Origin of the sequence: Microbulbifer flavimaris (assembly GCF_001641755.2) — a bacterium.
GTDB classification, from domain to species: Bacteria; Pseudomonadota; Gammaproteobacteria; order Pseudomonadales; family Cellvibrionaceae; genus Microbulbifer; species Microbulbifer flavimaris.
Genome location: NZ_LRFG02000003.1, coordinates 485456 through 508577 on the forward strand (window position 1 = coordinate 485456; position 23122 = coordinate 508577).

Genomic DNA, 23122 nt, shown 5'->3' on the forward strand with positions numbered 1-23122 from the left:
CCCGGATTTCCTCAGGCAATTACCAGAGAATGAGGTAGCCTTATGGCTATGACTGTACATTGCGACATTGTAAGCGCTGAGCAATCCCTCTTCTCCGGCCTGGTGGAGATGGTGATCGTGAGCGGTGTCGAGGGTGAACTGGGAATTTCCTACGGTCACGCCCAGCTGCTCACCGCCCTCAAGCCCGGACCGGTGCGCATCATCAAGCCTGGTGGTGAAGAGGAAGTGTTGTTCGTCAGCGGCGGTTACGCCGAGGTGCAGCCCAATATCGTCACGATTCTGGCAGACATCGCCGAGCGTGAAATTGACGAAGAGTCTGCCCAGAAGGCCCGCGAAGAGGCGACTCACGCACTGCATAAAGCCCCTTCCGAGGTGGACTATGCGCGTGTATCCGCACAGCTGGCCGAAGCCGAAGCCCGTCTGCGTACCCTGCAGGCCATCCGCAAGGCAGCCGGCAAATAAACGCTTCTTTCGAAGCAATCAGAAAAAGCAGCCTCGGCTGCTTTTTTTGTGTCCGCTCGCCCCATAGCCCCTTTCTGGTCGAATTTATTTGACTAGAACTCCTGCTTTCTTTTTTCAGATTTGCGAAGTCGATCACAAAAATATGGTGATCCAGTCCGTTCGTGAAAAAAAGATTCGGGTAATTCCTGACTGTAACGTTTTGTAATTATGCGGCTGGTTTTAGCGCTTCTGGTTGTACATTATTTAACCGAAGGGTGAATTAAGGATGAAAAAAGAACAACTATATAAGGGAGCCATGTCGCCACTGGCTGCAAGTGTTTCCACAGCCGTACTGGCGGCGGTATTGAGTCCCTGGGCACTGGCCCAGGAAGAGAGCGAAGCTACAACCCTTTCCGAAGAAAAAGTCGCCGTTGAAACCCCGGCGGCAGAAGCGGTTGCCGGCGAACAACAAGACGGTGATATGGAGCAGGTCGTGGTAACCGGCTCCCGTCTGAAACGAGATACCTTCTCAAGTATTGCTCCGCTGCAGATTATTGATACAGAAGGCGCACGCGAGGCGGGTGCAATCGATACTTCATCGATCCTGCAAAGCAGTGGCGCCGCTACAGGTCAGCAGATTGACCTGACCTTCTCCGGCTATGTTCTTGACAATGGTCCCGGTGCCTCCACCGTGGACCTGCGTGGCCTGGGTGCTGGTCGAACTCTGGTGCTCCTGAACGGCCGGCGTCTGGCCCCTGCTGGTGTGGAAGGTGCTCCTGTAGCCCCAGACCTCAACCTGATTCCGGCATCCCTGGTCCAGCAATATGACCTGCTTCTCGATGGTGCTTCGTCCATCTACGGTTCTGACGCCGTCGCAGGTGTGACAAACGTGATCCTCAAGAAGGATTTTGAAGGTGTCGACTTCGAGGTGTTTAGCTCCAATCCAGAGCAGGCCAATGGTGAGGCCAACACCATGAGTTTCAGCTGGGGCGAGAACTTCGACCGCGGCTTTATCGGTATGGGTGTGGAGTACTTCCAGCAAAATGCCGTAACTCTCGCCGACCGCGAATGGACCGATGGCTGTGCCACAAATTACGAAATAGGCACTGACGGCAAAATCTACACCCAGGATCTTTTCTATAGTGAAATCTATGGCATGGACATGTCAGATGGCTGCGCTGTAGGTTCGCTCGCCGGGCGTGTTTCAGTGCCTCTCGCCGGTAGCATTTATTACACTCCTGGCACCAGCAACGGTGGCTGGAACGGATTCTCTGAATCCAGCTTGTTCGGCAGTATTGGCGTTGACGGTAATGGCGATGGTGTGACTGACGTCAACTTCCGCGATTATGATATCAACGGCCGCGACTTGTTTGCCCACCTGCTGCCGGAACAGGAGCGGATGAGCTTTATGGCTTATGGTGAGTATACCTTTGAAGGTGATATGAACCTGACGCCATTCTTCGAGACCAGCTACGCCCAGCGTGAAAACTTCATTGATAGTGGTGCATTCCAGCTGTTCCCTAATGTGCCGGCTAATAACCCGTTCAACATCTGTAATCCCGATGGGGTGCGCGGCGTTGATTGTGGCCTGGCCTATGACGAGCTGCTACGTAATCCTAATTTCGCCGCGCAGGTTGCTGCAGAATTTGGTTTGACCCCCCAGCAGTTTGCAGACTTCGGAATCGTTGACCTGTTCAGCGGGCCCCTTGGTCCGCAAAGCTCTCTACCGATCGTTTCCGTTCGGGGAGACCGCACACAAGCTGATGTCGAAGTTTCGCAGTTGCGCATGGTCACCGGTGTTCGCGGTGACCTGCCGATGTTGAATGTCGGTACCCTGTCTGATTGGAGCTTCGAACTGTCAGGCTCCCTGACAAAGTCGGATGGTAAGTCCAGCCGTTACGGTATTCGCGGTGATCGCCTGGCACAGTCATTGGCTACCACAGTAGAGGACCCCAATAATCCCGGCACCTTTACCTGTACCCCGCTTCCAGGGGAGTCGACCTGTGTGCCCATCGATATGTATGCTGACTCGCTGTATCAGGGCGTAGTGGGCGATTTCGCGACTCAAGCCGAGCGGGATTACCTGTTCGATAGTCGCGATTTCGACACCGCTTACTATCAGACCATCTTCAGTGCATATGCTTCCGGTAATGTAGCGTCTTTGCCTGCTGGTGACGTTATCGTGGGTGTGGGCGCCGAGACCCGCAATGACAGGATCAAATCCCTACCGGATGATATTGCTCGCGATGGCCTCTTCTTCGGGTACTTTTCTGACGGTGGTGCGACCGGTAGCAAGGATACTCATGAAGCGTTCGCTGAAATCGAACTGCCGATTCTGGCCAACATGTTCATGGTTGAAGAGCTGACAACCAACCTGTCCGCTCGATATACGAAAGATGAGTTTTATGGTGGTGCCTGGACGAATGCCGCCAAGATCGCGTATCGCCCCGTTCAGTCTCTGTTACTGCGTTCGACCTACGGTACCTCTTACCGCGCTCCCAACCTGCGTGAGAACTTCCTTCAGAACCAGACCGGATTCAACAGCGTATTCGATCCATGTGCGATTCCAGATTCAGCACTGGATCCAATCAGCGGTGGCTATAATGCCGCTCTGGATGGTCGCTCTCCTGAAGTCCTGGCCAACTGTCTCGCAAATGGTGTCGATCCGACCACCTTCAGTAACAATGGTTTCAACACATACAGTGTTGAAGTGGCTCGCGGCGGTACCACAGACCTGGAAGAGGAAACGTCTGAATCTTTCACTGTTGGTTTTTCCTATGAACAGCCCTTCTTCGATGACTTTGGCCTGACCCTGGGCATGACCTATTTCGATATCGAAATTGAAAACTCGATTATCGAGCCGAGTGCCCAGTTCCTGGTTAATGACTGCTACAACAACCCAAATGGCAGCAGTGCTTTCTGCTCCCTGTTGAGCCGTGATGATGATGGATTCCTCGATATTATCGATGCAGCCTTCGTCAACCGGGATAATGAGGTTGCCAGAGGTATCGATTACAACCTGCGCTATCAGCAGCCGGTAACGTTATTTGGTGCACCACTGGAGCTCTCTGCAAACCTGACATTCAACCGTGTCTTGGAGCGTACGCTTACGTACTTGGCTGATGATGGCACCCCGGACATCGAAGTTTATACAGGTACGTTCGGTTATCCGAAATGGCAGGGGCGGGGTGAATTCCGTGTGGAATACGATAATTATCGTTTCACCTGGACCACTCGCTACATGAGTAAAGTCGAACAAGACGAAGAGTACGTAGATGCGTACAGTGATATTTTCGATACCAACGGGACAGGCTTTACATCCGACTCCTGTATTGGCGCAGCTAATGGTGGTGTCGACTGTCGTGATGTAGGTTTTGCTGATGACTATGTCGTTCATGCAGCATCGTTGTACTACTATGCGGACACTTGGACTGCCGGTCTGGGTATCCGAAACGTCTTTGATGAAGAGCCCCCGGCGGTTGATGGCAATGAAATATTGTCCATTAACAATACGCCAATAGGCTATGGCTACGATATCCAGGGACGACAGATGTTCCTGAATGTTCAGAAAACTTTCTAAGTTTAGACTGGCATGGAAAAAGCCCGCTTCAATGCGGGCTTTTTTTTCAGAGATAATTGGCTAAGCCTGTAACAAGGACTATACGCGCAGGATTATTACAATGAAGAAGCTATTTATTTCACTGATAATGCTTGTCAGTGTTCAGGTTATCGGTAAGACGGCGGAACCCTATCCGCTGGAATATTGGGCGCTTCGGAATGTCATCAGTAATGTCGAAATTTCCCCGGACGGGAAGCATGTCGCGTTAATGAAGATACCCACCAAGGATGGTGATCCAATAATTGAGGTGTATCCGACATCAAACCTCAATGAGGAGCCCTATCGTGTTAATTCGGACCCAATGGAAATCACGCAGTTTTTTTGGGTAAGTAATGACGTGATAGGAATGCGCCTGAGACAGAAAGTCCGTGACCGCATCGAGGGTTTTAACCAGGGGGTTTATGAATATCTCCTTGCATCAGTGGATATCCGTCGGAACAAGATGCAGAAATACGACCAGCTCGGTGCGGAGATGGAAAATGTATTGCCGGGAAAGAAAAACCGAATCATTTTTTCTTACCTTCCTGGTGGTGGTGATAGTCGCTTGAACAGGGCATTCAGACCACGGACGTATTACGAGCTCAATCTAAAGACGGGCGCAAAGAAGCTCTTGATGCGCGGTAAGCTCGATATGGGTCAGGTAGAGTTTGATGCTAATGGCAAACCCTGGCTGGCACGTGGGTTTGATATCGGCAAAGGCGAGCTGATCTGGTACGAGCGCCTGACCAATCAAAGCAAATGGACAGAGTTTTACCGGCAGGATGAAGACTCCTTCGAGACTTTCAGGGTGGAGGGTTTCGATGTAGATAAGCCTCATCTATTGTTTGTGAACGCACATAACGGACATGACAAGGCCGGTCTGTGGGAGTACGACCTGAAGGTCGGTGCGTATGGAGAGCTAATCTACCGGCGAGAGGACGTGGACGTTTCCGGTACTCGTTACCATACGAATTCCTGGGAGCAGGCTGATCGCGTAACAGGAGTTGTCTATGCAGCGGACAACGTGAAGGTTGAATATTTTGACGAAGTTGAAATGGCGACCCAGCGACAGCTTGAGCAGGTAGTACCGAATGCTCACTATGTCCGGATAAATAGCCGCTCTCGTGATGGTAGTAGCATGACAATCTACAACGTTGGGCCGCGCGATCCTGGCACCTACTATTTGCTGCACGGCGGGCGGCTTACAAAGCTGGGTAGCCGTCAACCATTGCTCGAGGCCGAAAAACTCGCTGATGTACGTTACATAAAATATAAAGCGCGCGATGGACGTACCATCCCGGCCTATTTGACCGTGCCCAAGGGCAAACCGCCCTTCCCTGCGATCGTTATGCCACATGGTGGGCCGTTTGTCTCCGAGTTGGCGTTGTACGATGAATGGGCGCAAATGCTAGCAAACAATGGCTATCTGGTACTGCAGCCACAGTACCGTGGGTCACGTGGCTTGGGTTTGGATCACTATCAGTCTGCATTCATAGATGGTGGTCAGGGCGGAAAGAAGATGCAAGACGATAAGGACGACGGCATGCTCTATCTGGTGGAGCAGGGTTGGGCTGATCCTGATCGCCTTGCTATCTTCGGCTGGTCTTATGGAGGCTATGCCGCGTTGGTTGCGGCGAGTCGTGACGAGCAGATTTACCAATGTGCTATCGCGGGTGCGGCGGTATCCGATAACCAGATGCAGGTTAACTACTACCGTACGCGGCTGCGTGGTGCGAGCAAGATAGAGCAGCTGAGCATGTGGGATGACAGCTTGTCCCCGATCGAGGCAGTGGAAGACGTGAATATTCCCATCCTGCTCGTTCACGGCGATGTGGACCAGCGGGTACCTCCGGAGCATGCTGAAAAATATCGCAAAGCCCTAATGGAGCTGAATAAGCCGTTTGAATATGTGGAGTTAGATGGCGCTGATCATTTCAGCAATACGCTGTTCTACCATCACCAGAAAACGTTATACGAATCAATGATTGGCTATCTCGCGGAGGATTGCGGACCCGATGGGCTATAAAGCCGGATCCGCAACTCGCTTGTCAGCGAAGTGGCCCTAACGCACTTTACGCTCACATTGAGCCAGGCTTTGCCCCTGATTCTGCTCATGGTCTCGTTAGGGCCATGAGCAGACATGCATCGGAGCGAGAGTGTGGCTTACTCTGCCGTAATTCAATATCTGAACAGCGCGGTGTCCATCACAGGTGAACATTGCTCTCAATAGATGTTGAAATTGTGCGTTGGTTAACACTCGTGCTGTGATCCAGCAGGGCATCTCATCTCCTCATCGAAGACCAATTCCCCCCTGATTCTCAATTACCGTTCTTAGCGCTGCTTGCGGATGGAAACCTTTAATCTATCCGGAGGTTAAGACACATGGTGTCAGCTTAAAAGAGCCAGCTTTTACGTGTTTTTCCCTGCAATTCAAACCATGATCACCGCAAGATCTACGCATTAGTCGTTGACACCAAAAGACAATTCCTTTTATTTCGCTCTGTTACAGATTGTTACTTCTATACCAGAGAATTTGTGATCTAGTGAGTTGGGTCAAGGGTCGCAAAGATCGAATGAGTTTGTGATATCCCATAACAATAAATCCTGTCAGGAGGTCTCCATGCCAACCGGGAAACTTTTCTCGCGCATTTCCCTACTGGCGACGCTGACGGTGGCAGCCCTGCTATCCGTCTCTGCGAACGCCATGAAACTCAAAAGCCAGAATCTTGCAGAGCTGGTGACTGCATCTGAAAGCATACTGTTGGGTCACGTGGTTAGCGTTACCGACGGCTTCCAGAATAATGCTCCCTACACCGAAGTTACCATTCGCGTCGGCAGCGATGCCAAGGGCAAGGTCAAAGAAGACACTGAATATACCTTCCGCCAGTTCGGGCTGCTGAAGCCGCGCTCCATGGGCAACGGTAAGGTTTACCTGGGCGTAACGCCGGAGGGCTTCGCCAAGTGGCACGAGGGTGAACAGGTCGTTGCCTTCATGTACAAGAAAGCCAGCATGACCGGCTTCCAGACCACTGCAGGTATGGCTCAGGGTAAGTTCGTTGTAAGCAACGATCAGGTGAAGAACGCATTTAACAACGCGGGTCTCTTCGAGCGCATGGACACTTCCAACATGTCCGCCGAGGAACAAAACATGATTACCAGCCCGGGCGCAGTAAGCTCTGCGACTTTCATGGGTTACGTCGGCAAGCTGGTAGAGGAGAGCAAAAAATGAAAATGAATAAGCTCAGCATCGCGGTGGGTCTTGCCCTGGCTTCTGCAGGCGCACAGGCGGGTGGCCCCCTGTACATCCATGAACCGACCATGCAGCCCTACAAGTGGGATACTTCCAAAGGTGATATCCCCGTTTACACCGATGGTGGTCCCATGACACCCACTGCCGATGGCGGTGAGGCACAGGCGTTTACCGTCAATTACGATGGCACCGTATTCCTGAGTATCGACCAGGCCAACGCGGTGACTGCAAAAGCGGTCGCTGAGTGGTCCAACGTCGAAACCTCCACACTGCGTATGTCCATTCAGGGCACCATCGAAGAGCAGACTGGCATCGCCGACGTCAACGAAACCAACGTTGGGGAAATTTACGCGAAAGAAAACGGTTACGGGTTCTGGGTAAATTACGATACTGATGGACAGATTCTCGAGCAGTATTTCGGTGTGCCGAAAAACCAGGTGCTCGGCATCGCCTTCCCGGAGTGGGCAGATGAGGAAACGGGGGAAATCACCGAAGCCACCGCCCTGATGAATGGCTGGTTCGTTGACATCAAGGATACTGAAGGCGAGATGGTTGCCGGTGTATTCACCCACGAGTTCGGCCACGCGTTGAATATGTCCCACTCCCAGGCTAATGGTCACTTCAGTTACATGGCTGCAAGCTATCGTCCCTATCATGACGGTGTGCCGGGATGCGACATCACCAACGTTTACAAGGGGTTCCCCAAGCCGGCGGAAGACACTATCGAAACCATGTTCCCGTTCATCAATGTGCGTGGCGAGGCGGGCCGTCAGCAGGCCACCATCAGCGTGCGCGATGACATCGTGAACATCTCTGACCTGTATCCGACTGAGGCCTACAAGTCCCAGTACGGCTCCATTACCGGCAAGCTGTACCTGAAAGATGGTGTCAGCGAGTACTCCGGTATCAACATGGTGGCCCGTAACATCGATAACCCGATGTACGATGTGATCACCCAGCAGTCTGGTAACCAGACTCAGGGCCTGGTAGGTCCGGACGGCACATTCACCATTAATGGCCTGCAGCCTGGTGCCCGCTACGTCCTCTACACCGATACTATCAAGGCTGGAGGCTACCCGACCGCACCTACCTCCATTGTCTCCCAGTCTGAATACTGGAACGACGGCGAGAGTACAAATCCTGCTGAGGACCCTGCCTGTAGCTTCACGCCGATTACCGTTCAGGCGGGCGAAACCAAGCGTACGGATATGTATTTCAATGGCTACGAAGACGGTATCCAGTACACGCCGCTGGTGCAGGCCTTCGTTACTGACCTGGCGAAAAATGGCAAAAAGGCCATGGGTATCGTCGGTAGTGGTATCCCGTTCGTTTATGACGCTGTGCAGAAGTCTTATTCACTCCACCCCGATGTCGATGTACGCACTAACGCGGGGCAGATGAACAAGAATGCTACCAAGGCTGTGATTACTGCAGATCTGGATGGCAACGGAATACGTGAACCGGCGAAGTGGGACCTGGTCAGCAACAAGCTGGAACCGATGCAAGATTTGAACGGTAACAGCTGTGGCGGTAGCGGTACCCTGGGCACACAGGCCGCAGCTGTCTGGGACATGGACGACACCGGTGAAGTCATAGTCGGCCTTGGCTATAAAGATGTCGACGGTGATGGCTACTGCCAAAGGAGTGGTGCCGGCGAGATGGTGCCGGTGAAGTGGGATAAGCATGGCAATATCGAGGAGCTGCCCTACGACCTGCCCGGTTATGTGCAGTGGGTTCGTGCGGACCGTGTTTCCGGCAACGGTGAAGTCATCACAGGCTCCAGCACCTACAAGCAGGTGGCCTGGGTCGATGGAGAATTCCGCGATCTCTACAGCGAATTCGGTGCTAGAAACGGTACAGCAATGACCAGAGATGGCGAGACTGTCGCCCTGGACACCCCTTCCGGTGTCACGCTCTGGAACACGGAAACTGAAGAGCTGCGCGACATCGGCGGCCTGAAGTGGTGTGAAGATCTGGACTACAACCACTTCTTCCTGGGTAACCTGTGTACCAACCCTCGCTACGGCGCCGAGTTTGTGCAGAACTACTTTGGTCCGATTCGTGTGATGCCCACGGACATGAATGAAGATGGTAGCGTGATCGTCGGTCGTGCCGGCTCCTTCTTCACCGGCTTTGTCGGCGCGGTGTATCTGGAAGGTATCGGCTGGATCAACACCCGCGACTTCTTCAACAAGCAGGGTGTGGTCGAGGCCTCACAGTTCCCGGTGGATAACCCGCTGGCCCTGAGTGGCGACGGCTCAGAAATGATGGGTAACCTGGCAGGGGCCACCATCACTTTCGATATCGACATGGACACTGCCTTCGTCTGTAAGGACGGGCAGGACCGCGAAGTCAGCTTCCCGAAACAGCTGATTGCGGAAGTCCAGGGCGGTGCAGAGTTCGGTCGCTGTGCGCACCTGAACGACTGATCCCCGTCTCTACTGACGAAAAAGCCCGCCAACTGGCGGGCTTTTTTTGTGCGTGTCAGAGGCGGTCCACCAGCATTTAGCCGTTTGCCTGATAGACTCCGTTCGGGACCGGAATGAAGAGAGTCAGGCTCTCGGTCCGGTTCCCATTTTATTGAGACCAGCATCGGAGTTTTCTGTGACGGCTAGTTCAAAACCCTGCATTGGAATTGCACTCGGTAGTGGCGCGTCGAAGGGTTTTGCCCATATCGGCGTGCTAAATGCGCTGGAAGAAATCGGCATCCGTCCGCAGGTGGTTGCCGGTTCTTCAATGGGAGCATTTGTCGGTTCTGCCTATGCGGCTGGATGTCTGGACAAACTGGAGGACTGGGTGAAGCTGCTCGATAACTGGCGGGTCTTCTCCCTGTTGGATATCAACTGGACGCTCAGCGGAGGAGTGCTCGGGGGAAAGAAACCCTTCCAGGCTTTCTTTGAGAACTTCGCCTACGAAAATATTGAAGATCTTCCTCTACCTTTCACGGCAGTGGCAACTGACCTGTACAGTGATCAGGAGGTCTGGCTGCAGCAGGGAAATCTGAGTGATGCAGTGAGTGCCTCCTGCTCAATTCCCGGTTTGCTATCACCAAAGCTGGTTGCGGGGCGCTGGTTGGTTGACGGTGCGGTGGTAAATCCGGTGCCGGTGGATGTGTGCCGGGCGATGGGCGCCACATGCGTCATAGCGGTAGATGTGACCGAGGACGGAGCTTCCAACCGTGAACGCCGCGGCGGTGAAGTAAAGAACCTCGCCAGTGAACCAGGCCTCTCTGAAGAGGAACCGGGCGATACCGAGCAGGTTGTGACCGATACAGACAGTGAGGATGAGGCGCCCCTGAACAACCTGTTCATGCAGGGTCGCGAGCAATTGTCACAGATTGGCCAGAGATTGCGAAAATCCGGGCCCTATGCCCCCGGAGTGCTGGATACCATGACTACGGCCATGGAAATACTGGAACGGCGGCACAAGCGATCCAGGCTGATGGGGTCTCCGCCGGATGTCATGATCATGCCAAAGGTAGGTGGTATTGCCGGTTTGGAATTCTCCCGCGCTGCGGAGGCGGTCGATGCAGGCCGGGCTGAGGTGGAGCGCACACGCACCTGGCTCGAGGACATAGTGCCGCGTCTGTGAGCCCGTGGCCGGGGTGTACAAGGGTCGGACCGCGGAGGCAGCGCAGCGCGGTGCTTCTGTGTTTGCTCTAAGCTTTTTGCAGAGCCGCCTTTCCCCCTTCGGGAGGTGGCTGGCAGGCACAGCGAGCGTCAAATGCCAGAGACCGCACCGGACAACACCAAACCAAAAAGCGATCGCCAGATACTGCAGGAGCAGATGGAGGCGAGTCAGCACGAGTACCAGCGTAACAACCTCTCACTTGCGCTGTCGTCAACCGCTGCCGGACTGGAGATAGGCTTCAGTTTCTTCCTGATAGCGGTGCTCTTCACCCAGTTCCACGAGCTGGTATCCACCTCCCTGCTGCACCTGATCCTGGCGATGAGCTATCCGGTGGGCTTTATTCTCGTGGTGATCGGCCGCAGCGATTTATTCACTGAACATACCACCCTCGCGATCCTGCCGGTGCTGGATCGCAAACACAGCATCCTGGACCTGATGCGGGTCTGGGGGCTGATTTACGGCGGCAATATGATTGGCGCGATGTTATTCAGCCTGATATTTGTCCGTTTTGCTGCGCTGAGTGAAAACGTGGACAGCGCTGCATTCGGGTATTACAGCGCAAAAATGATGGTGGATGGTGGCAGTGGACTGTTCCTGGGGGCGATCTTTGCCGGCTGGCTCATGGGGCTGCTGGGCTGGGTGGTGGCCTCATCAACAGACACCATCGGTCGCATCATGGTGATCAGCCTGATTACCTTCGTCATCGGAATCGGCGGTCTCGCGCACTGTATCGCGGGCGCCGTTGCGGCCTTCTGCGCCTGGTTCGGTGGGGACAACGGCCTGACGGGTGGCGAGGTATTGCGCTTTCTCGGTATTGCCACTGTGGGTAACACCATCGGCGGGGCAGTCTTTGTGGGGATGCTCAAGTACGGCTATATCTCCAACGATTAGCCTGGGGGCGCTGCCGTTCAGCGGGAGTCAGCATCTGTCGTGAACGCCACCTCGAAATTTCTTTTCTCGACGTAGTCTGCATGGGTGCTGTCAGGGTCTCGCGCCATTGATCCGCCGGGGCAAGCGGGCTCTGGCCCTGCCCTTGTTTCAACAGAATGCGGGCATGCAGGTAAATCGACTGCTCCGCCTTGTTGGAACTGAGAGACCAGTCTTCGACGGTGATATTTCGCATGGCCCCGGTGAAAGGAAGGTGACTCAACAGCTGGTTTTTGCGGCCGTGCAAACCCACCATCGAGGAAGATGGGTATGGTCCCGCCAGGTCGGGCGGATTAATAAAATGGCCAGCAGAAAAGAAAAACCCGCGGCCGGACCCGCGGGTTTCAGGTGGATAGTCGATCTTATGGGATCAGTGCACCCAGTGATGGCGCTCCATCCTTTCCTGTACGGCCTCCGCGGTCGGTGCCGGCATGGCACTATTTACACCAGAAAGTGGAGCTTGAATAAATCAGCGCGCTTACGTTGTCTTCCAGTCGGTCCTCGGGCCCAAGTACCTTCCCATGTTGCTAGCTATTACATGGTGGGCGTTTTCATCATAAATAGGAATTCCTGAACGGCGGCCTTTGTCTCCGGCCGCAGGTTGGTGATGCCTTCATACGGCATACCGGTGGCGGGTCCCTCGCTGGGGTATTTTTGCTTGCGCGCCATGTGTCGCTGCACCATACGCACAAACTTGGCGCCGCCCCATGCTCCGATCTCCGTTGAAACTGGCTTCTCTTCGCGGGTGTCGCGGAACAGGTCATAGAAATCCGCGAGAATCGCATTCTCAATTTTTCCGCCGGGTATAGCCAGCTTGTACTGTTCCTTGATCACCGCCTCTAGTGCGTTAATGTTGTAAAGGAAGACGTAATCGCGGCGCCCATAGGTGTCACCGTTTAGCCAGAGTGCAGTCTGGTCGAGACCATCGATAATACGATCGCGTGGTATGTCGTCATGGGCGCCACCGATACGAGCGAGGGTGGTGAACAGGTCTGTCACATGCACGATATCGCCAGTAACCGAATCCGCCTCGATCATGCCGGGCCAGCGGACAAACGCATCTACCCGCACACCGCCCTCGGTGGTGGATCCCTTGCCCCCGCGGAAAATCATCGGCGAGTAGCCTGACTGCGGCGAATATTTTGTGAAGTGACCGTTGTCCCCCATGATGATGACAATGGTGTTGTCGACAATGCCGAGCGCTTCCACCTCTGTCATCATGTCGCCGATCCACTGGTCCACCAGTTTCATTTTCTCCACGTAGTTGCCGCCGTTCGGGGTGGTGTATTCATCGTAGGAAGTGCGTGGACCCGTGAGCGGGTATAGTGGCCAGTAGTTAAGGAAGAAAGGCTTGCCCTCCTTCGCCAGCTTGCGCAGCTGCTCCATAGCCTGAGCCTGGTAGCGGTAATTCATCTCCTCGTATTTTTTCTCGGTCCAGCGCTCGCCGGGTTTAATGCCGACTTCTTTTACCGGTCGGTTGCGGGTTCCCTCGACGCCCAGCGCCATCGCCGAGGCGTCCGTGCGTAGCCAGCGGTCCATTGTGTAGCGGTCGTCGTAATTGTTGTCGCCGATACCGACAGACACCCCCTCGTTAGCCGCATCGTCGTGATAGATCGTAAGCTGACCCTGTTGGTGAATTGGGAAGGCCGCATAATCAAAGCCCTGATAATTGGGCCAGGCCTCCTTGATGTCTCCCATGTGCCATTTACCGATGTGGGTAGTGTTGTAACCATTCGCAGAGAGAATCTCTGCCAGCGTGACTTCTTTGTCCGCGAGACCAAAGCCAGAGATGTCCACTGCGGTGTTTCCCATTCCATTACGATGAGGCTGGCGTCCAGTCATCATCGCCACCCGGGTTGGGGTGCATGAGGGCTCCGTATACATGCGCGCCATGCGCATACCCTCACGGGCCACTTTGTTGATCGAGGGTGTCTCGTAGCCACGGATCATGTTCAGGGTACGGCTACCCAGATCGCCGAATCCAATATCGTCGATCAGGATGTAGATAATATTCGGTGGCTTGCCACCATTGCTGCGCTTGAACTCGGTCAGCCGTTGGTCCAGCGCCTTGTCTTCCTCCGCCCAGCGTTCCCCGTTCTGTTGCTGCAAAACATAGAACTCGGCGTCATGGACGATGGGTTTGCCCGCGAGCGCCATGGAACTGAACAGTATCGCACCTAGTAGGCCGAGGCTCCTCGCTACTTGCCGGGATAGTACTGCGGGTTGTCGAGTGGACATGAAACGCTCCTGTTGGTTTGAGCTCTTCTTCGCACAAGGTGGCCCCGGTATCCGAATTTTTATTATCAGTAAAACTAGCTAGCTTTAGGGATTATAAGTAGAAGTTTATGCCCAGCACCGGCCCCTGCAGGTCGCCGTCGAAGCCATATTGGCTAAGGCCCCGTCCCAGTCATCGGCAACAGCGGGAACGGCTGCAAGAGAGATGGCGGAGCCCAACGCGGTTGCAGCCAGAGTCAGTTTGCTGTTATTGCCCATAGTGTCCCCGCTGCTCTTAAATCAATTTTAGAATTGGCCAGTTTTGTTATAGCAGTAGAAACCAACAGCATCGCTGGTCATGCGTTGTGAGCAGAAAAAAAACCCGCGGCCGGAGCCGCGGGTTTTAGATGGGTAGTCGATCTTATGGGATCAGTGCACCCAGTGATGGCGCTCCATCTTTTCCTGTACGGCCTCCGCGGTCGGTGCCGGCATGGCACTGATGGGCAGGCGCTCGTGGAAGAAGGACAGTCGCTGCTCGTCGCCGCGCTCATTCATGGTGGCGGCATCGAACACACGACCGTTGATCACCGTGTAGGTGATGTTTTCGGACTGGCGCAGGTCCTGCAGCGGGTCGCCGTCGACCACGATCAGGTCCGCCAGTTTGCCCGCTTCGATACTGCCCAGGTCGCCATCCATCCCCAGGTAGCGGGCGCCGTCGATGGTGCCGGCGCGGAAGGCTTCCCAGGGGGTAAAGCCACCCTGCCCCATCATCCACAGCTCCCAATGGGCACCCAGTCCCTCGCGCTGACCGTGGGCACCGATATGCACTGTGACACCTTTCTCGCGCAGCTGTTTGGCATGGCGCGCGACATTGAAGTGGTTGTAATGGGCGTCCGGTGCAGTCGGCCGGCGGATGCTGCGCGGATTCACGATAAAGTCCGGGGTAAAGCGGGTCAGGCGCTCGTTTTTCCACACCTCAGTGCGGTCGTACCAGTAGTACTCACCGGAGAGACCGCCGTAGGCGACGACGAAAGTCGGCGTGTAGCCCACGCTCGTCTGGCCCCAGAGCTGTTCCACATCGGTATAGACGTTGGCGATGGGCAGTGAGTGCTCAACACCGGTGTGGCCATCCACGATCATGTTCATGTTGTGCTGGTACTTACCGCCGCCCTCAGGCACCACCATAATTCCCTGCTCGCGAGCAGCCTGGAGTACCTGTTGGCGCTGGTCCCGACGGGGCTGGTTGTAGCTCTTCACGGAAATCGCGCCCATTTCTTTCAGGCGGCCTACATGGAACCGGGCATCTTCCAGGGAGTTGATCTTGGCCTTGTAGCCGGGGCCCTTGGCGCCATAGAGGATGGTGCCGGTGGAGAAGATACGCGGGCCGGTGATGATGCCGGCTTTCTGCATTTCCGCGGCGGAGAAGATCTCACTGCTGTCGTTGGACGGGTCGTGAATGGTGGTGACACCGAACGCCAGGCTGGAGAACAGGTTCCAGTTCTGCTGCGGAATGATTTCCTCGCGGCCCTGGGCGCCATGGGCGTGGGCGTCGATCAGGCCCGGCAACACGGTCTTGCCGGTGACGTCGATGCGCTCGGCGCCGGACGGGATTTCCACCTCGCTGGCCGGACCGACGGCAACGATACGGTTGCCGCGGAAAAGGACCACGCCGTTGTCGATCACTTCCCGGGTCTGCTCGGCATCACGCATGGTGACTACCTTGCCACCGGTGAGGGCGATCAGCTGGTCGTGATTGTGGTGGTTCTGGCTGAAGCTCAGGTCGATGCCCTCGGCCACCGGCTCCGGCAGTTCCTCCGGGGCGCCGGCAATAAAGTCGAAGGCATTCTTCAGTTGCTGCTCATAGAGTTTGGGGCCGTGCGCCCAGCCAAGGGTCTGGCTGTCGGCGGACCAGTGCAGGTGCTCGCCGGCACGGGCGGAAACCTGCTTCACCGCGACCGCCTTGGCATTGGGACCGATGGACTCGGACTTGCCAGTGTGCATGAACGGCGCCACATAGGCTTTGAAGTCCTGGGTGAAGGCAACCCAGCGGCCGTTCGGCGACAGGCGGAAGGAGGTGATCTCGGCACCGTGCAGGTGCTCGCGCTCGTCCTTGCCGTTGGCATCGACACTCTTCAGGACCCGCTTGCCGCCACCCTCGTAGAGGAATTCGGAGAAGTAGATCCGGTCATCGTCGGCGCCGAAGTGCGGCTCGTAGCCGGACTTCACCAGACGGCGCTGCCAGTCGCCATCGGCATCGGCCAGGTAGATACCGGGTTCCAGGGAATACTCGGGGCTCAACAGGTAGCCGCCGGTAAAGCGGCGGAAGGCCACGGTATCGCCACTGGGGGAAAAGCTCGGCTCGACGTACAGGCCGGGCTGGCTGGTGATATTCTCACCGCGACCGCTGCGCGCGGAGACCACACGCACATGGCCCAGTGCTTCATCGTGCCAGGTCACGTAAGTGATCTGTTTGCCATCCCGGGACCAGCTGGGATAGAACTCGAAGTGCTCATCCTGGCGGGTCAGGCGACGGCGCTCGCCGCTGGCGACATCCTGGATGTAGATCTTGCCCAGGGCCTGGAAGGCGATCTGGCGACCGTCGGGGGACTTCTGTGCCCAGCGGATCATCTTCACCTGGAACTCATCCGGGGCCACATCCACGGGGAAGCGCACGGCGTCTGCCACCTGCTTCTCCACCTGGATATGTGCAGCGATTTCCTCGACATCGCTGCCATCGGCAGCGATCCGCTGAAATTTACCCTTGGACCAGACGATCAGTGATTCGCCGTCGGGCATCCAGTCGTACTGCACGTAGTTGCCATGGGAGCCAAACGTTTCCTGCAGGTCGCGCTCAAGCTCGCTGTAAACCGGTGTCTCCAGACCGGTCTCCAGGTCTTTCAGGAACAGGGAGGTCTTGTTGTCCTGGCGACGGATAAAGGCCAGCTGGGTGCCGTCCGGGGATGGCATTGGCGCGATGGCGCCGCCGGGGCCGGAGACGAAGGTTTCTTCCTTGCCGTCCTGCAGATCGTAGCGGTTGATGGCAAAGATCTGCTGGGTGGAATTCTTGTTGTACTCCCACACCGTGCCTGGCGTGGTATCGATGGAGAAGTAGATATAGCGACCATCCGGGGAGAACACCGGGTCGGCAATATTCTTCTGGGCGATCTCGCCACCGAGACGCTCTTTCAGCTGGCGTCCCTCGCCGCCACCGTAGTGGTACATCCAGATCTCGCCAGCGGGGATACTGCGCCCGGACATAAAGCCCTTGCGCGCCACCAGGTGCTGGCCGTCCGGGCTCCAGCTGGGTGAATGGACCAGGTTTTCCTTCTCTGTGGTCAACTGGCGCAGGTTCTCGCCATTGCGATCCATGACCCAGATATTGTCGGCGCCATCGCGATCACTGATAAAAACGATACTGGCGCCGTCGGGGCTGAAGCGCGGCTGCATGTTCCAGGCCAGCTCGTTGGTCAGGGGCGTGGCCTTGCCGCCGGAAACCGGGACCTGGTAGATGTCACCGAGCATGTCGAACAGGATCGTCTTGCCGTCCGGGCTGACGTCCAGGTTGCTCCAGGTGGTCTCGCGGGTATCCAGCGCAATTGGCTTGAATTCGTATGGGGGCTGGTTCACGTTCCAGCTCTCGGCCTGGTCGGCGCTCTCTTTCTCTTTAACCGCTTCGGTGGCACCGGTATTCCCCCAGGCGCCCAGCGGCAGCAGCAGCGCTGCCGCGGTGAAACCGAGCAGCTGCTGGCGCAGTGGTCTCTGCTTGATCGTTGTCATTTATAAGTCCTTCCGCCGCGCCTTTTGGGCCGGCGATCTGCTGATAGTCATCAGTGAAACAAGGCGGGTCGCCTCAACCCGGGTAAACTACCGGCAACGGACTGCGGCGGCAAACGAATCTCGTCGAACCCCCGCAGGCTGCGATGACCCGCGGGCGGGGTTGAGCCTATGCTCCCCAGCCGCCAAAATGGCCCACTTTTTCACCCATCACCTAGATCAGAAAGGCCCCCGATGACCATCGACGTAGTGATTCTCGCCGCCGGCAAAGGCACCCGCATGCGCTCCGACCTGCCCAAGGTACTCCACCCTATCGGCGGTGTGCCCATGCTGGGTCGCGTCATCGATACCGCCAAGCAGCTGGGAGAGGTCGAGATTACTGTGGTCGTGGGCCATGGCGCCGAGCTGGTGCGGGAGCGCTTCGCCGACAGCGGGGTCAAGTTTGTCGAGCAGACCGAGCAGCTGGGTACCGGTCATGCCGTCGCCCAGGCGATCCCGAATTTCCGCGCCGGATCCACTGTGCTGGTCCTGTACGGTGATGTGCCCCTGGTGAAAACCGGCACCCTGCAGTCCCTGCTCAGTGCCTCCGACAAGGGCCCGGCCCTGCTGTCCGTGGAAATGGCCAACCCGGCCGGTTACGGCCGCATCGTCCGCGACGACGCCGGCCGCGTCCTGGCCATCGTCGAGGAGAAGGACGCGGATGCCGACACCCTCGCTATCCGCGAGGTGAATACCGGTATCCTCGCCGCCCCCGCCGACCTGCTGGCACGCTGGTTGCCGGAGCTGTCCAACGAGAATGCCCAGGGCGAGTACTACCTCACCGATGTCATTGCCCGCTCTGTGAGCGAGGAAATTCCGGTCACCGGCGTGCGCGCCAGTGACGCGCTGGAAGTGGCGGGGGTGAACAGCCGGGTGCAGCAGGCGCAGATGGAGCGGGCGCTGCAGCACAACCGCGCTCTGTCGCTGATGAACGCAGGTGTCACCCTGTTGGATCCACAACGCATCGATATCCGCGGCAACCTGCAATGCGACAGTGATGTCTCCATCGATATCAACTGTGTATTCGAAGGCGAGGTCACCCTTGGCAAAGGGGTGCAGATCGGACCCAACTGCCTGCTGAAAAACTGTCGGCTGGCCGACGGTACTCGGGTTGAGGCCAACTCAATCGTCGAGGAGGCCGAGGTGGGCGAGGCCTGCACCATCGGTCCCTTTGCGCGTCTTCGCCCGGGTACCGAGCTGGCGGCCGGCGCCAAGATCGGCAACTTTGTCGAAACCAAGAAGGCCAGGATCGGCCGCGGCTCCAAGGTGAATCACCTCTCCTACGTGGGCGATGCCCTCGTTGGCGAAGGTGTGAATATCGGTGCCGGCACCATCACCTGTAACTATGACGGTGTGAACAAGTCCACCACAGAGATCGGCGACGGCGCCTTTATCGGCTCCAACACCGCCCTGGTGGCTCCGGTTTCGGTCGGGGCCGGAGCGACCATCGGTGCTGGCTCCACCATCACCCGCGAGGTGGGCGGCGACGAACTGGCGGTCGCGCGGGGCAAGCAGCGCAATATCACTGGCTGGCAGCGTCCGACCAAAAAGAAGTAGCAGGGCCAGAGGCGTTCTGCACTGAAGTCAGGCCGGCCCAGGTCCAGGTAGAGACCCGGCAAATATTTAACGATCAGTTTTTTTGCCGGGTCTCTACCTGGACCTGGGCCACCACTGGGCTCCTTCATCTCAGCCAAGGCCCCTCGTTTTGATCGGCTTCAGTGAGGCTCGGGTGCGGTCAGCTCGCCAGCAAAAAAACTGATCGTTAAATATTTGCCGGCGAGCTGACCGCACCCGAGCTCTGCAACTTTGGTCCTCTTCCACTGCAGTATCGCAATTCCGGCGGGAATCCCCTCCCCGCCTGACGGGTCGCCCCGGCCCGCCGATCTACACTTGCGCTTCGGGATCATAAGGAAAAACCCGATGCACAAGCCGCGACTGCACCCGGTTGCCTCATTCGACATCCATTTTCTCCAGTACCTGGACGAGCAGGGGCAGGCCACCCAGGCTTTGCCGGATTCCGCCACGCCTGATCTGCTGCAGGCCCTTTACCGACAGATGAACCTGGCGCGCCTGGTGGACAAGCGCGCGGTACAGCTACAGCGCACCGGTCGCCTGGGCACCTACCCTTCCAGCCTCGGCCAGGAGGCGGTGGGCGTTGGTGTGGGCTCTGCCATGCAAGCCGACGATGTCTACTGCCCCTACTATCGCGAGACTGGCACCCTGCTCGAGCGGGGTGTGGAAATTGAAGAAATCCTCGCCATCTGGGGCGGGGACGAGCGCGGCCAGGATTACCAGCATGCCGCCGAAGACCTGCCCCTCTGTGTGCCCATCGCCACCCAGCTACTGCACGCTGCCGGCGTCGCATTTGCCTTGCAGTACAAGCACCGCCAGCTGGATGAGCCCACCCGTGTGGCAGTCACCTGTGCCGGGGACGGCGCCACCTCCAAGGGGGATTTCTACGAGGCGCTAAACCTGGCCGGTGTCTGGAAGCTGCCGGTGGTTTTCATCATCAATAACAATCAGTGGGCGATCTCTGTCGCCCGCAGCGCCCAGACCGCCTCGGCCACCATCGCCCAGAAAGCCATTGCTGCGGGCATCCAGGGCTTGCAGGTGGACGGCAATGACATCATCGCTGTGCGCACCGCGGTTTCGGACGCTATCCAACGGGCGCGCGGTGGCGAGGGGCCGGCACTGATCGAGGCAGTGACCTACCGGCTGTGCGATCACACCACTGCGGACGATGCCAGCCGCTACTGCCCGCCGGAAGCGCTGGAGCAGGCGTGGGCGCGGGAACCGTTGCTGCGGCTCGGGGTCTACCTGCGTGAACAGGGCCTCTGGGATGATGGTGCCGAGAGCGATATGCAGCGGGAACAGGCGGAAATCATGGAGGGCGCGTTGCGCGCCTATGAGTCGCGACCGCCGGCAGCGGTCACTGCCATGTTTGATCACCTCTACGCATCTTTGCCGGAGGCGCTGCGGGAGCAGTACCAGGAGGTGCGGGAACTCGGGCGCCGGGTCGAGCGGGAGAGCGGCTGATGGCTGAAATCACTCTGCTGGAGGCGGTCAACCAGGCACTGGCTCACGAGCTGGAAGCGGATGCCCGGGTAGTGCTCTTTGGCCAGGATATCGGGGCCAATGGCGGGGTGTTCCGCGCCACCGATGGCCTGCAGCAGCGGTTCGGTACCGAGCGGGTCATGGATACGCCACTGGCGGAAAACATGATCGCCGGTATCGCTGTGGGAATGGCGGTGCAGGGTTTGCGACCGGTGGCGGAATTTCAGTTCATGGGCTTCATCTACCCGGGGCTCGACCATATCCTCAGCCACGCAGCTCGCTACCGCAACCGAACCCGCGGGCGTCTCTCCTGCCCGATTGTCTACCGGGCGCCCTATGGTGGCGGAATCCACGCACCGGAACATCACTCCGAAAGTACCGAGGCAATTTTCGCCCATATTCCCGGCCTGCGGGTGGTGGTGCCGTCATCGCCGGCCCGGGCTTACGGCCTGCTGCTGGCGGCGATCCGGGACCCGGACCCGGTGGTGTTCCTGGAACCAAAGCGGATCTATCGCGCAGTCCGCCAGGAGGTCCCCGACAGCGGTGAAGCCCTGCCCCTGGATCGCTGTTTCCGCTTGCGGGAGGGGGACGATATCACGCTGGTCGCCTGGGGGGCGGCACTAAAAGAGACCCTGCAGGCTGCCGATATCCTCGCCGAATCCGGCATCGAGGCCGAGGTGATCGACCCGGCCACACTCAAACCCCTCGATATTCATACCATTATCGATTCCCTCGAGAAGACCGGCCGCTGTGTGGTGGTCCATGAGGCGGCGCGCTTTGCCGGGCTGGGAGCGGAAATTGCCACCCAGATCAATGAATATGCCTTCGACCTCCTGAAGGCACCGGTGCAGCGGGTGACCGGTTACGACACGGTGATGCCCTACTATCGGCTTGAGGACAGCTACCTGCCCGACTGCGAGCGCATCACCGCGGCGGTGCGAAACACCCTCGACTACCCGCCGGGAGGTGCCCGGTGAAGATTTTCAAACTGCCCGACCTCGGCGAGGGGCTGCCGGATGCGGTGATCCGCGAGTGGCACGTCGCGGAGGGAGACACTATCGCCGCCCATGAGCCACTGGTTACCGTGGAGACCGCCAAGGCGCTGGTTGAGGTTCCGGCCCCCTGGGGCGGGCGCATTGCCAGGCTGTTTGCAGCGGAGGACGAGACATTGGAAGTGGGTCAGCCGCTGGCTGGTTTCGCCGATGATTCCGTGCGCCAGCCGTCTGCACCAGAAGAGGAGAGTGAAAAAGCTGAGGGGAAGGCGGCGGCCGATGCCGGCACAGTCGTGGGGCGAATACAGGCGGGGGGCACCCTGATCGGCGCCGAACTGGCCCCCGAGGCGAGTACCGCACGCAGTGCGACCCCGTCGGTGCGGGCCCTGGCCCGGCTCCTCAGTGTCGATCTGGAAAAGCTGACTCCGACCGGGGAGCTGTTTACCGCCGATGAAGTCAGGGCGGCGGCGCAAACTGCAGCAACAGCAGCTCCGCAGCCAGCCGTACCCTCCCGCAAGAGCCGGGAGCAGGCCGCAGACGTCCAGACACCGGCGCGCCGGGCGATGGCACTGGCCATGAGTCGTGCCCGCGATCAGGTTGCTCCCATGACGCTGCTGGACGAAGTAGATGTGCACCGCTGGTGGGGCCGCGCCCAGGCCACCCTGCGCCTGATCCGTGCAGTGGAGGCTGCCTGCACCGCGGAACCCAACCTCAATGCCCTGTATGAGGATGACCGCCTGATCCCCGCACCAACGGTAAACATCGGCCTGGCAGTGGATTCGCCCAGGGGGCTATTTGTGCCAGTGCTGCGGGACGTTGGCGCGTGCACGGACGAAGAACTGCTGCACAGGGTTGCAGCCTTCAAGCAGCAGGCAAGCGATAGCGGTATCGCCCGGGAGGACCTGCAGGGGGCAACCATATTGCTGTCGAATTTCGGCGCTCTGGCCGGACGTTTTGCCACACCGGTGGTCATGCCGCCAAGCGTGGCCATCGTCGGCGCCGGCCGCACGGTCGAGTCGGTGGTACCGGTCGACGGGGAGCCCGCCGTGCGACCGCTGTTGCCGCTGTCCGTCAGCGCTGATCACCGCGCCGTGACCGGCGGCGAGCTGGCACGTTTTCTCGCCGCGCTGGTGACAGCATTGTCGAAATAAACGGCAGGCTCACGGTGGGCAATTCGGTTTCATTTTGCTATCTTTAAGTTTC

Annotated in this window: 13 protein-coding genes; 11 read left to right on the forward strand and 2 right to left on the reverse strand. The window is 57.6% G+C overall.

What is annotated here, in order from left to right; genetic code table 11:
• The first annotated feature begins 42 nt into the window (after window positions 1–42).
• The 7 genes from AWR36_RS11305 to AWR36_RS11335 all read left to right on the forward strand — a co-directional run bounded on the left by AWR36_RS11305 (window position 43) and on the right by AWR36_RS11335 (window position 11810).
• On the forward strand, window positions 43–462 hold the full coding sequence (locus tag AWR36_RS11305) for a F0F1 ATP synthase subunit epsilon (RefSeq protein ID WP_067084866.1): 420 nt from the start codon (window positions 43–45) through the stop codon (window positions 460–462).
• A 265-nt stretch (window positions 463–727) separates the two neighbouring features.
• A complete protein-coding gene (locus tag AWR36_RS11310) occupies window positions 728–4021 on the forward strand; it encodes a TonB-dependent receptor domain-containing protein (protein ID WP_096866648.1) in 3294 nt (1097 codons plus the stop codon).
• A gap of 100 nt (window positions 4022–4121) precedes the next feature.
• The gene (locus AWR36_RS11315) at window positions 4122–6065 is read left to right on the forward strand and encodes an alpha/beta hydrolase family protein (RefSeq protein ID WP_067084870.1); all 1944 of its coding nucleotides are present in this window, start codon (window positions 4122–4124) and stop codon (window positions 6063–6065) included.
• A gap of 594 nt (window positions 6066–6659) precedes the next feature.
• A complete protein-coding gene (locus AWR36_RS11320; protein ID WP_067084872.1) occupies window positions 6660–7268 on the forward strand; it encodes a hypothetical protein in 609 nt (202 codons plus the stop codon).
• Window positions 7265–9718, forward strand: coding sequence for a M10 family metallopeptidase domain-containing protein (locus AWR36_RS11325; RefSeq protein ID WP_067084874.1), 2454 nt, complete (start codon window positions 7265–7267; stop codon window positions 9716–9718). The genes AWR36_RS11320 and AWR36_RS11325 overlap by 4 nt, the downstream gene beginning before the upstream one ends.
• A 175-nt stretch (window positions 9719–9893) precedes the next feature.
• Entirely contained in the window at window positions 9894–10880 is a 987-nt protein-coding gene (locus AWR36_RS11330; RefSeq protein ID WP_067104656.1) for a patatin-like phospholipase family protein, read from the forward strand.
• A gap of 132 nt (window positions 10881–11012) precedes the next feature.
• Window positions 11013–11810: a formate/nitrite transporter family protein gene (locus AWR36_RS11335; RefSeq protein WP_067084878.1), complete on the forward strand. Its 798-nt coding sequence runs from the start codon at window positions 11013–11015 to the stop codon at window positions 11808–11810.
• A gap of 570 nt (window positions 11811–12380) precedes the next feature.
• Here AWR36_RS11335 and AWR36_RS11340 read toward each other — a convergent pair.
• Window positions 12381–14084: a sulfatase-like hydrolase/transferase gene (locus tag AWR36_RS11340; RefSeq protein WP_067084880.1), complete on the reverse strand. Its 1704-nt coding sequence runs from the start codon at window positions 14082–14084 to the stop codon at window positions 12381–12383.
• 405 nt (window positions 14085–14489) lie between these two features.
• The gene (locus AWR36_RS11345; protein ID WP_067084882.1) at window positions 14490–17837 is read right to left on the reverse strand and encodes an amidohydrolase family protein; all 3348 of its coding nucleotides are present in this window, start codon (window positions 17835–17837) and stop codon (window positions 14490–14492) included.
• A gap of 231 nt (window positions 17838–18068) precedes the next feature.
• On the opposite strand from AWR36_RS11345, the gene glmU reads away from it, so the two are divergent.
• From glmU to AWR36_RS11370, 4 genes are all read left to right on the forward strand, one after another.
• On the forward strand, window positions 18069–19430 hold the full coding sequence (gene glmU / locus AWR36_RS11350; protein WP_067084885.1) for a bifunctional UDP-N-acetylglucosamine diphosphorylase/glucosamine-1-phosphate N-acetyltransferase GlmU: 1362 nt from the start codon (window positions 18069–18071) through the stop codon (window positions 19428–19430).
• Window positions 19431–19793: 363 nt separating this feature from the next.
• The gene (gene pdhA / locus AWR36_RS11360; RefSeq protein WP_067084889.1) at window positions 19794–20909 is read left to right on the forward strand and encodes a pyruvate dehydrogenase (acetyl-transferring) E1 component subunit alpha; all 1116 of its coding nucleotides are present in this window, start codon (window positions 19794–19796) and stop codon (window positions 20907–20909) included.
• Complete coding sequence (locus tag AWR36_RS11365; protein ID WP_067084891.1) at window positions 20909–21904, forward strand: alpha-ketoacid dehydrogenase subunit beta; 996 nt, start codon at window positions 20909–20911, stop codon at window positions 21902–21904. The genes pdhA and AWR36_RS11365 overlap by 1 nt, the downstream gene beginning before the upstream one ends.
• The gene (locus tag AWR36_RS11370; protein ID WP_067084893.1) at window positions 21901–23070 is read left to right on the forward strand and encodes a dihydrolipoamide acetyltransferase family protein; all 1170 of its coding nucleotides are present in this window, start codon (window positions 21901–21903) and stop codon (window positions 23068–23070) included. Before AWR36_RS11365 ends, AWR36_RS11370 begins: the two co-directional genes overlap by 4 nt.
• Window positions 23071–23122 lie beyond the last annotated feature (52 nt).

Excerpts from the sequence above, each read along its gene's own strand:
- AWR36_RS11320 (WP_067084872.1), top strand. The coding sequence starts at position 6,660 with ATGCCAACCGGGAAACTTTTCTCGCGCATTTCCCTACTGGCGACGCTG.
- glmU (WP_067084885.1), top strand. The coding sequence starts at position 18,069 with ATGACCATCGACGTAGTGATTCTCGCCGCCGGCAAAGGCACCCGCATG.
- AWR36_RS11315 (WP_067084870.1), top strand. The coding sequence starts at position 4,122 with ATGAAGAAGCTATTTATTTCACTGATAATGCTTGTCAGTGTTCAGGTT.
- AWR36_RS11340 (WP_067084880.1), bottom strand. The coding sequence starts at position 14,084 with ATGTCCACTCGACAACCCGCAGTACTATCCCGGCAAGTAGCGAGGAGC.
- AWR36_RS11310 (WP_096866648.1), top strand. The coding sequence starts at position 728 with ATGAAAAAAGAACAACTATATAAGGGAGCCATGTCGCCACTGGCTGCA.
- pdhA (WP_067084889.1), top strand. The coding sequence starts at position 19,794 with ATGCACAAGCCGCGACTGCACCCGGTTGCCTCATTCGACATCCATTTT.
- AWR36_RS11305 (WP_067084866.1), top strand. The coding sequence starts at position 43 with ATGGCTATGACTGTACATTGCGACATTGTAAGCGCTGAGCAATCCCTC.
- AWR36_RS11335 (WP_067084878.1), top strand. The coding sequence starts at position 11,013 with ATGCCAGAGACCGCACCGGACAACACCAAACCAAAAAGCGATCGCCAG.
- AWR36_RS11325 (WP_067084874.1), top strand. The coding sequence starts at position 7,265 with ATGAAAATGAATAAGCTCAGCATCGCGGTGGGTCTTGCCCTGGCTTCT.
- AWR36_RS11365 (WP_067084891.1), top strand. The coding sequence starts at position 20,909 with ATGGCTGAAATCACTCTGCTGGAGGCGGTCAACCAGGCACTGGCTCAC.
- AWR36_RS11345 (WP_067084882.1), bottom strand. The coding sequence starts at position 17,837 with ATGACAACGATCAAGCAGAGACCACTGCGCCAGCAGCTGCTCGGTTTC.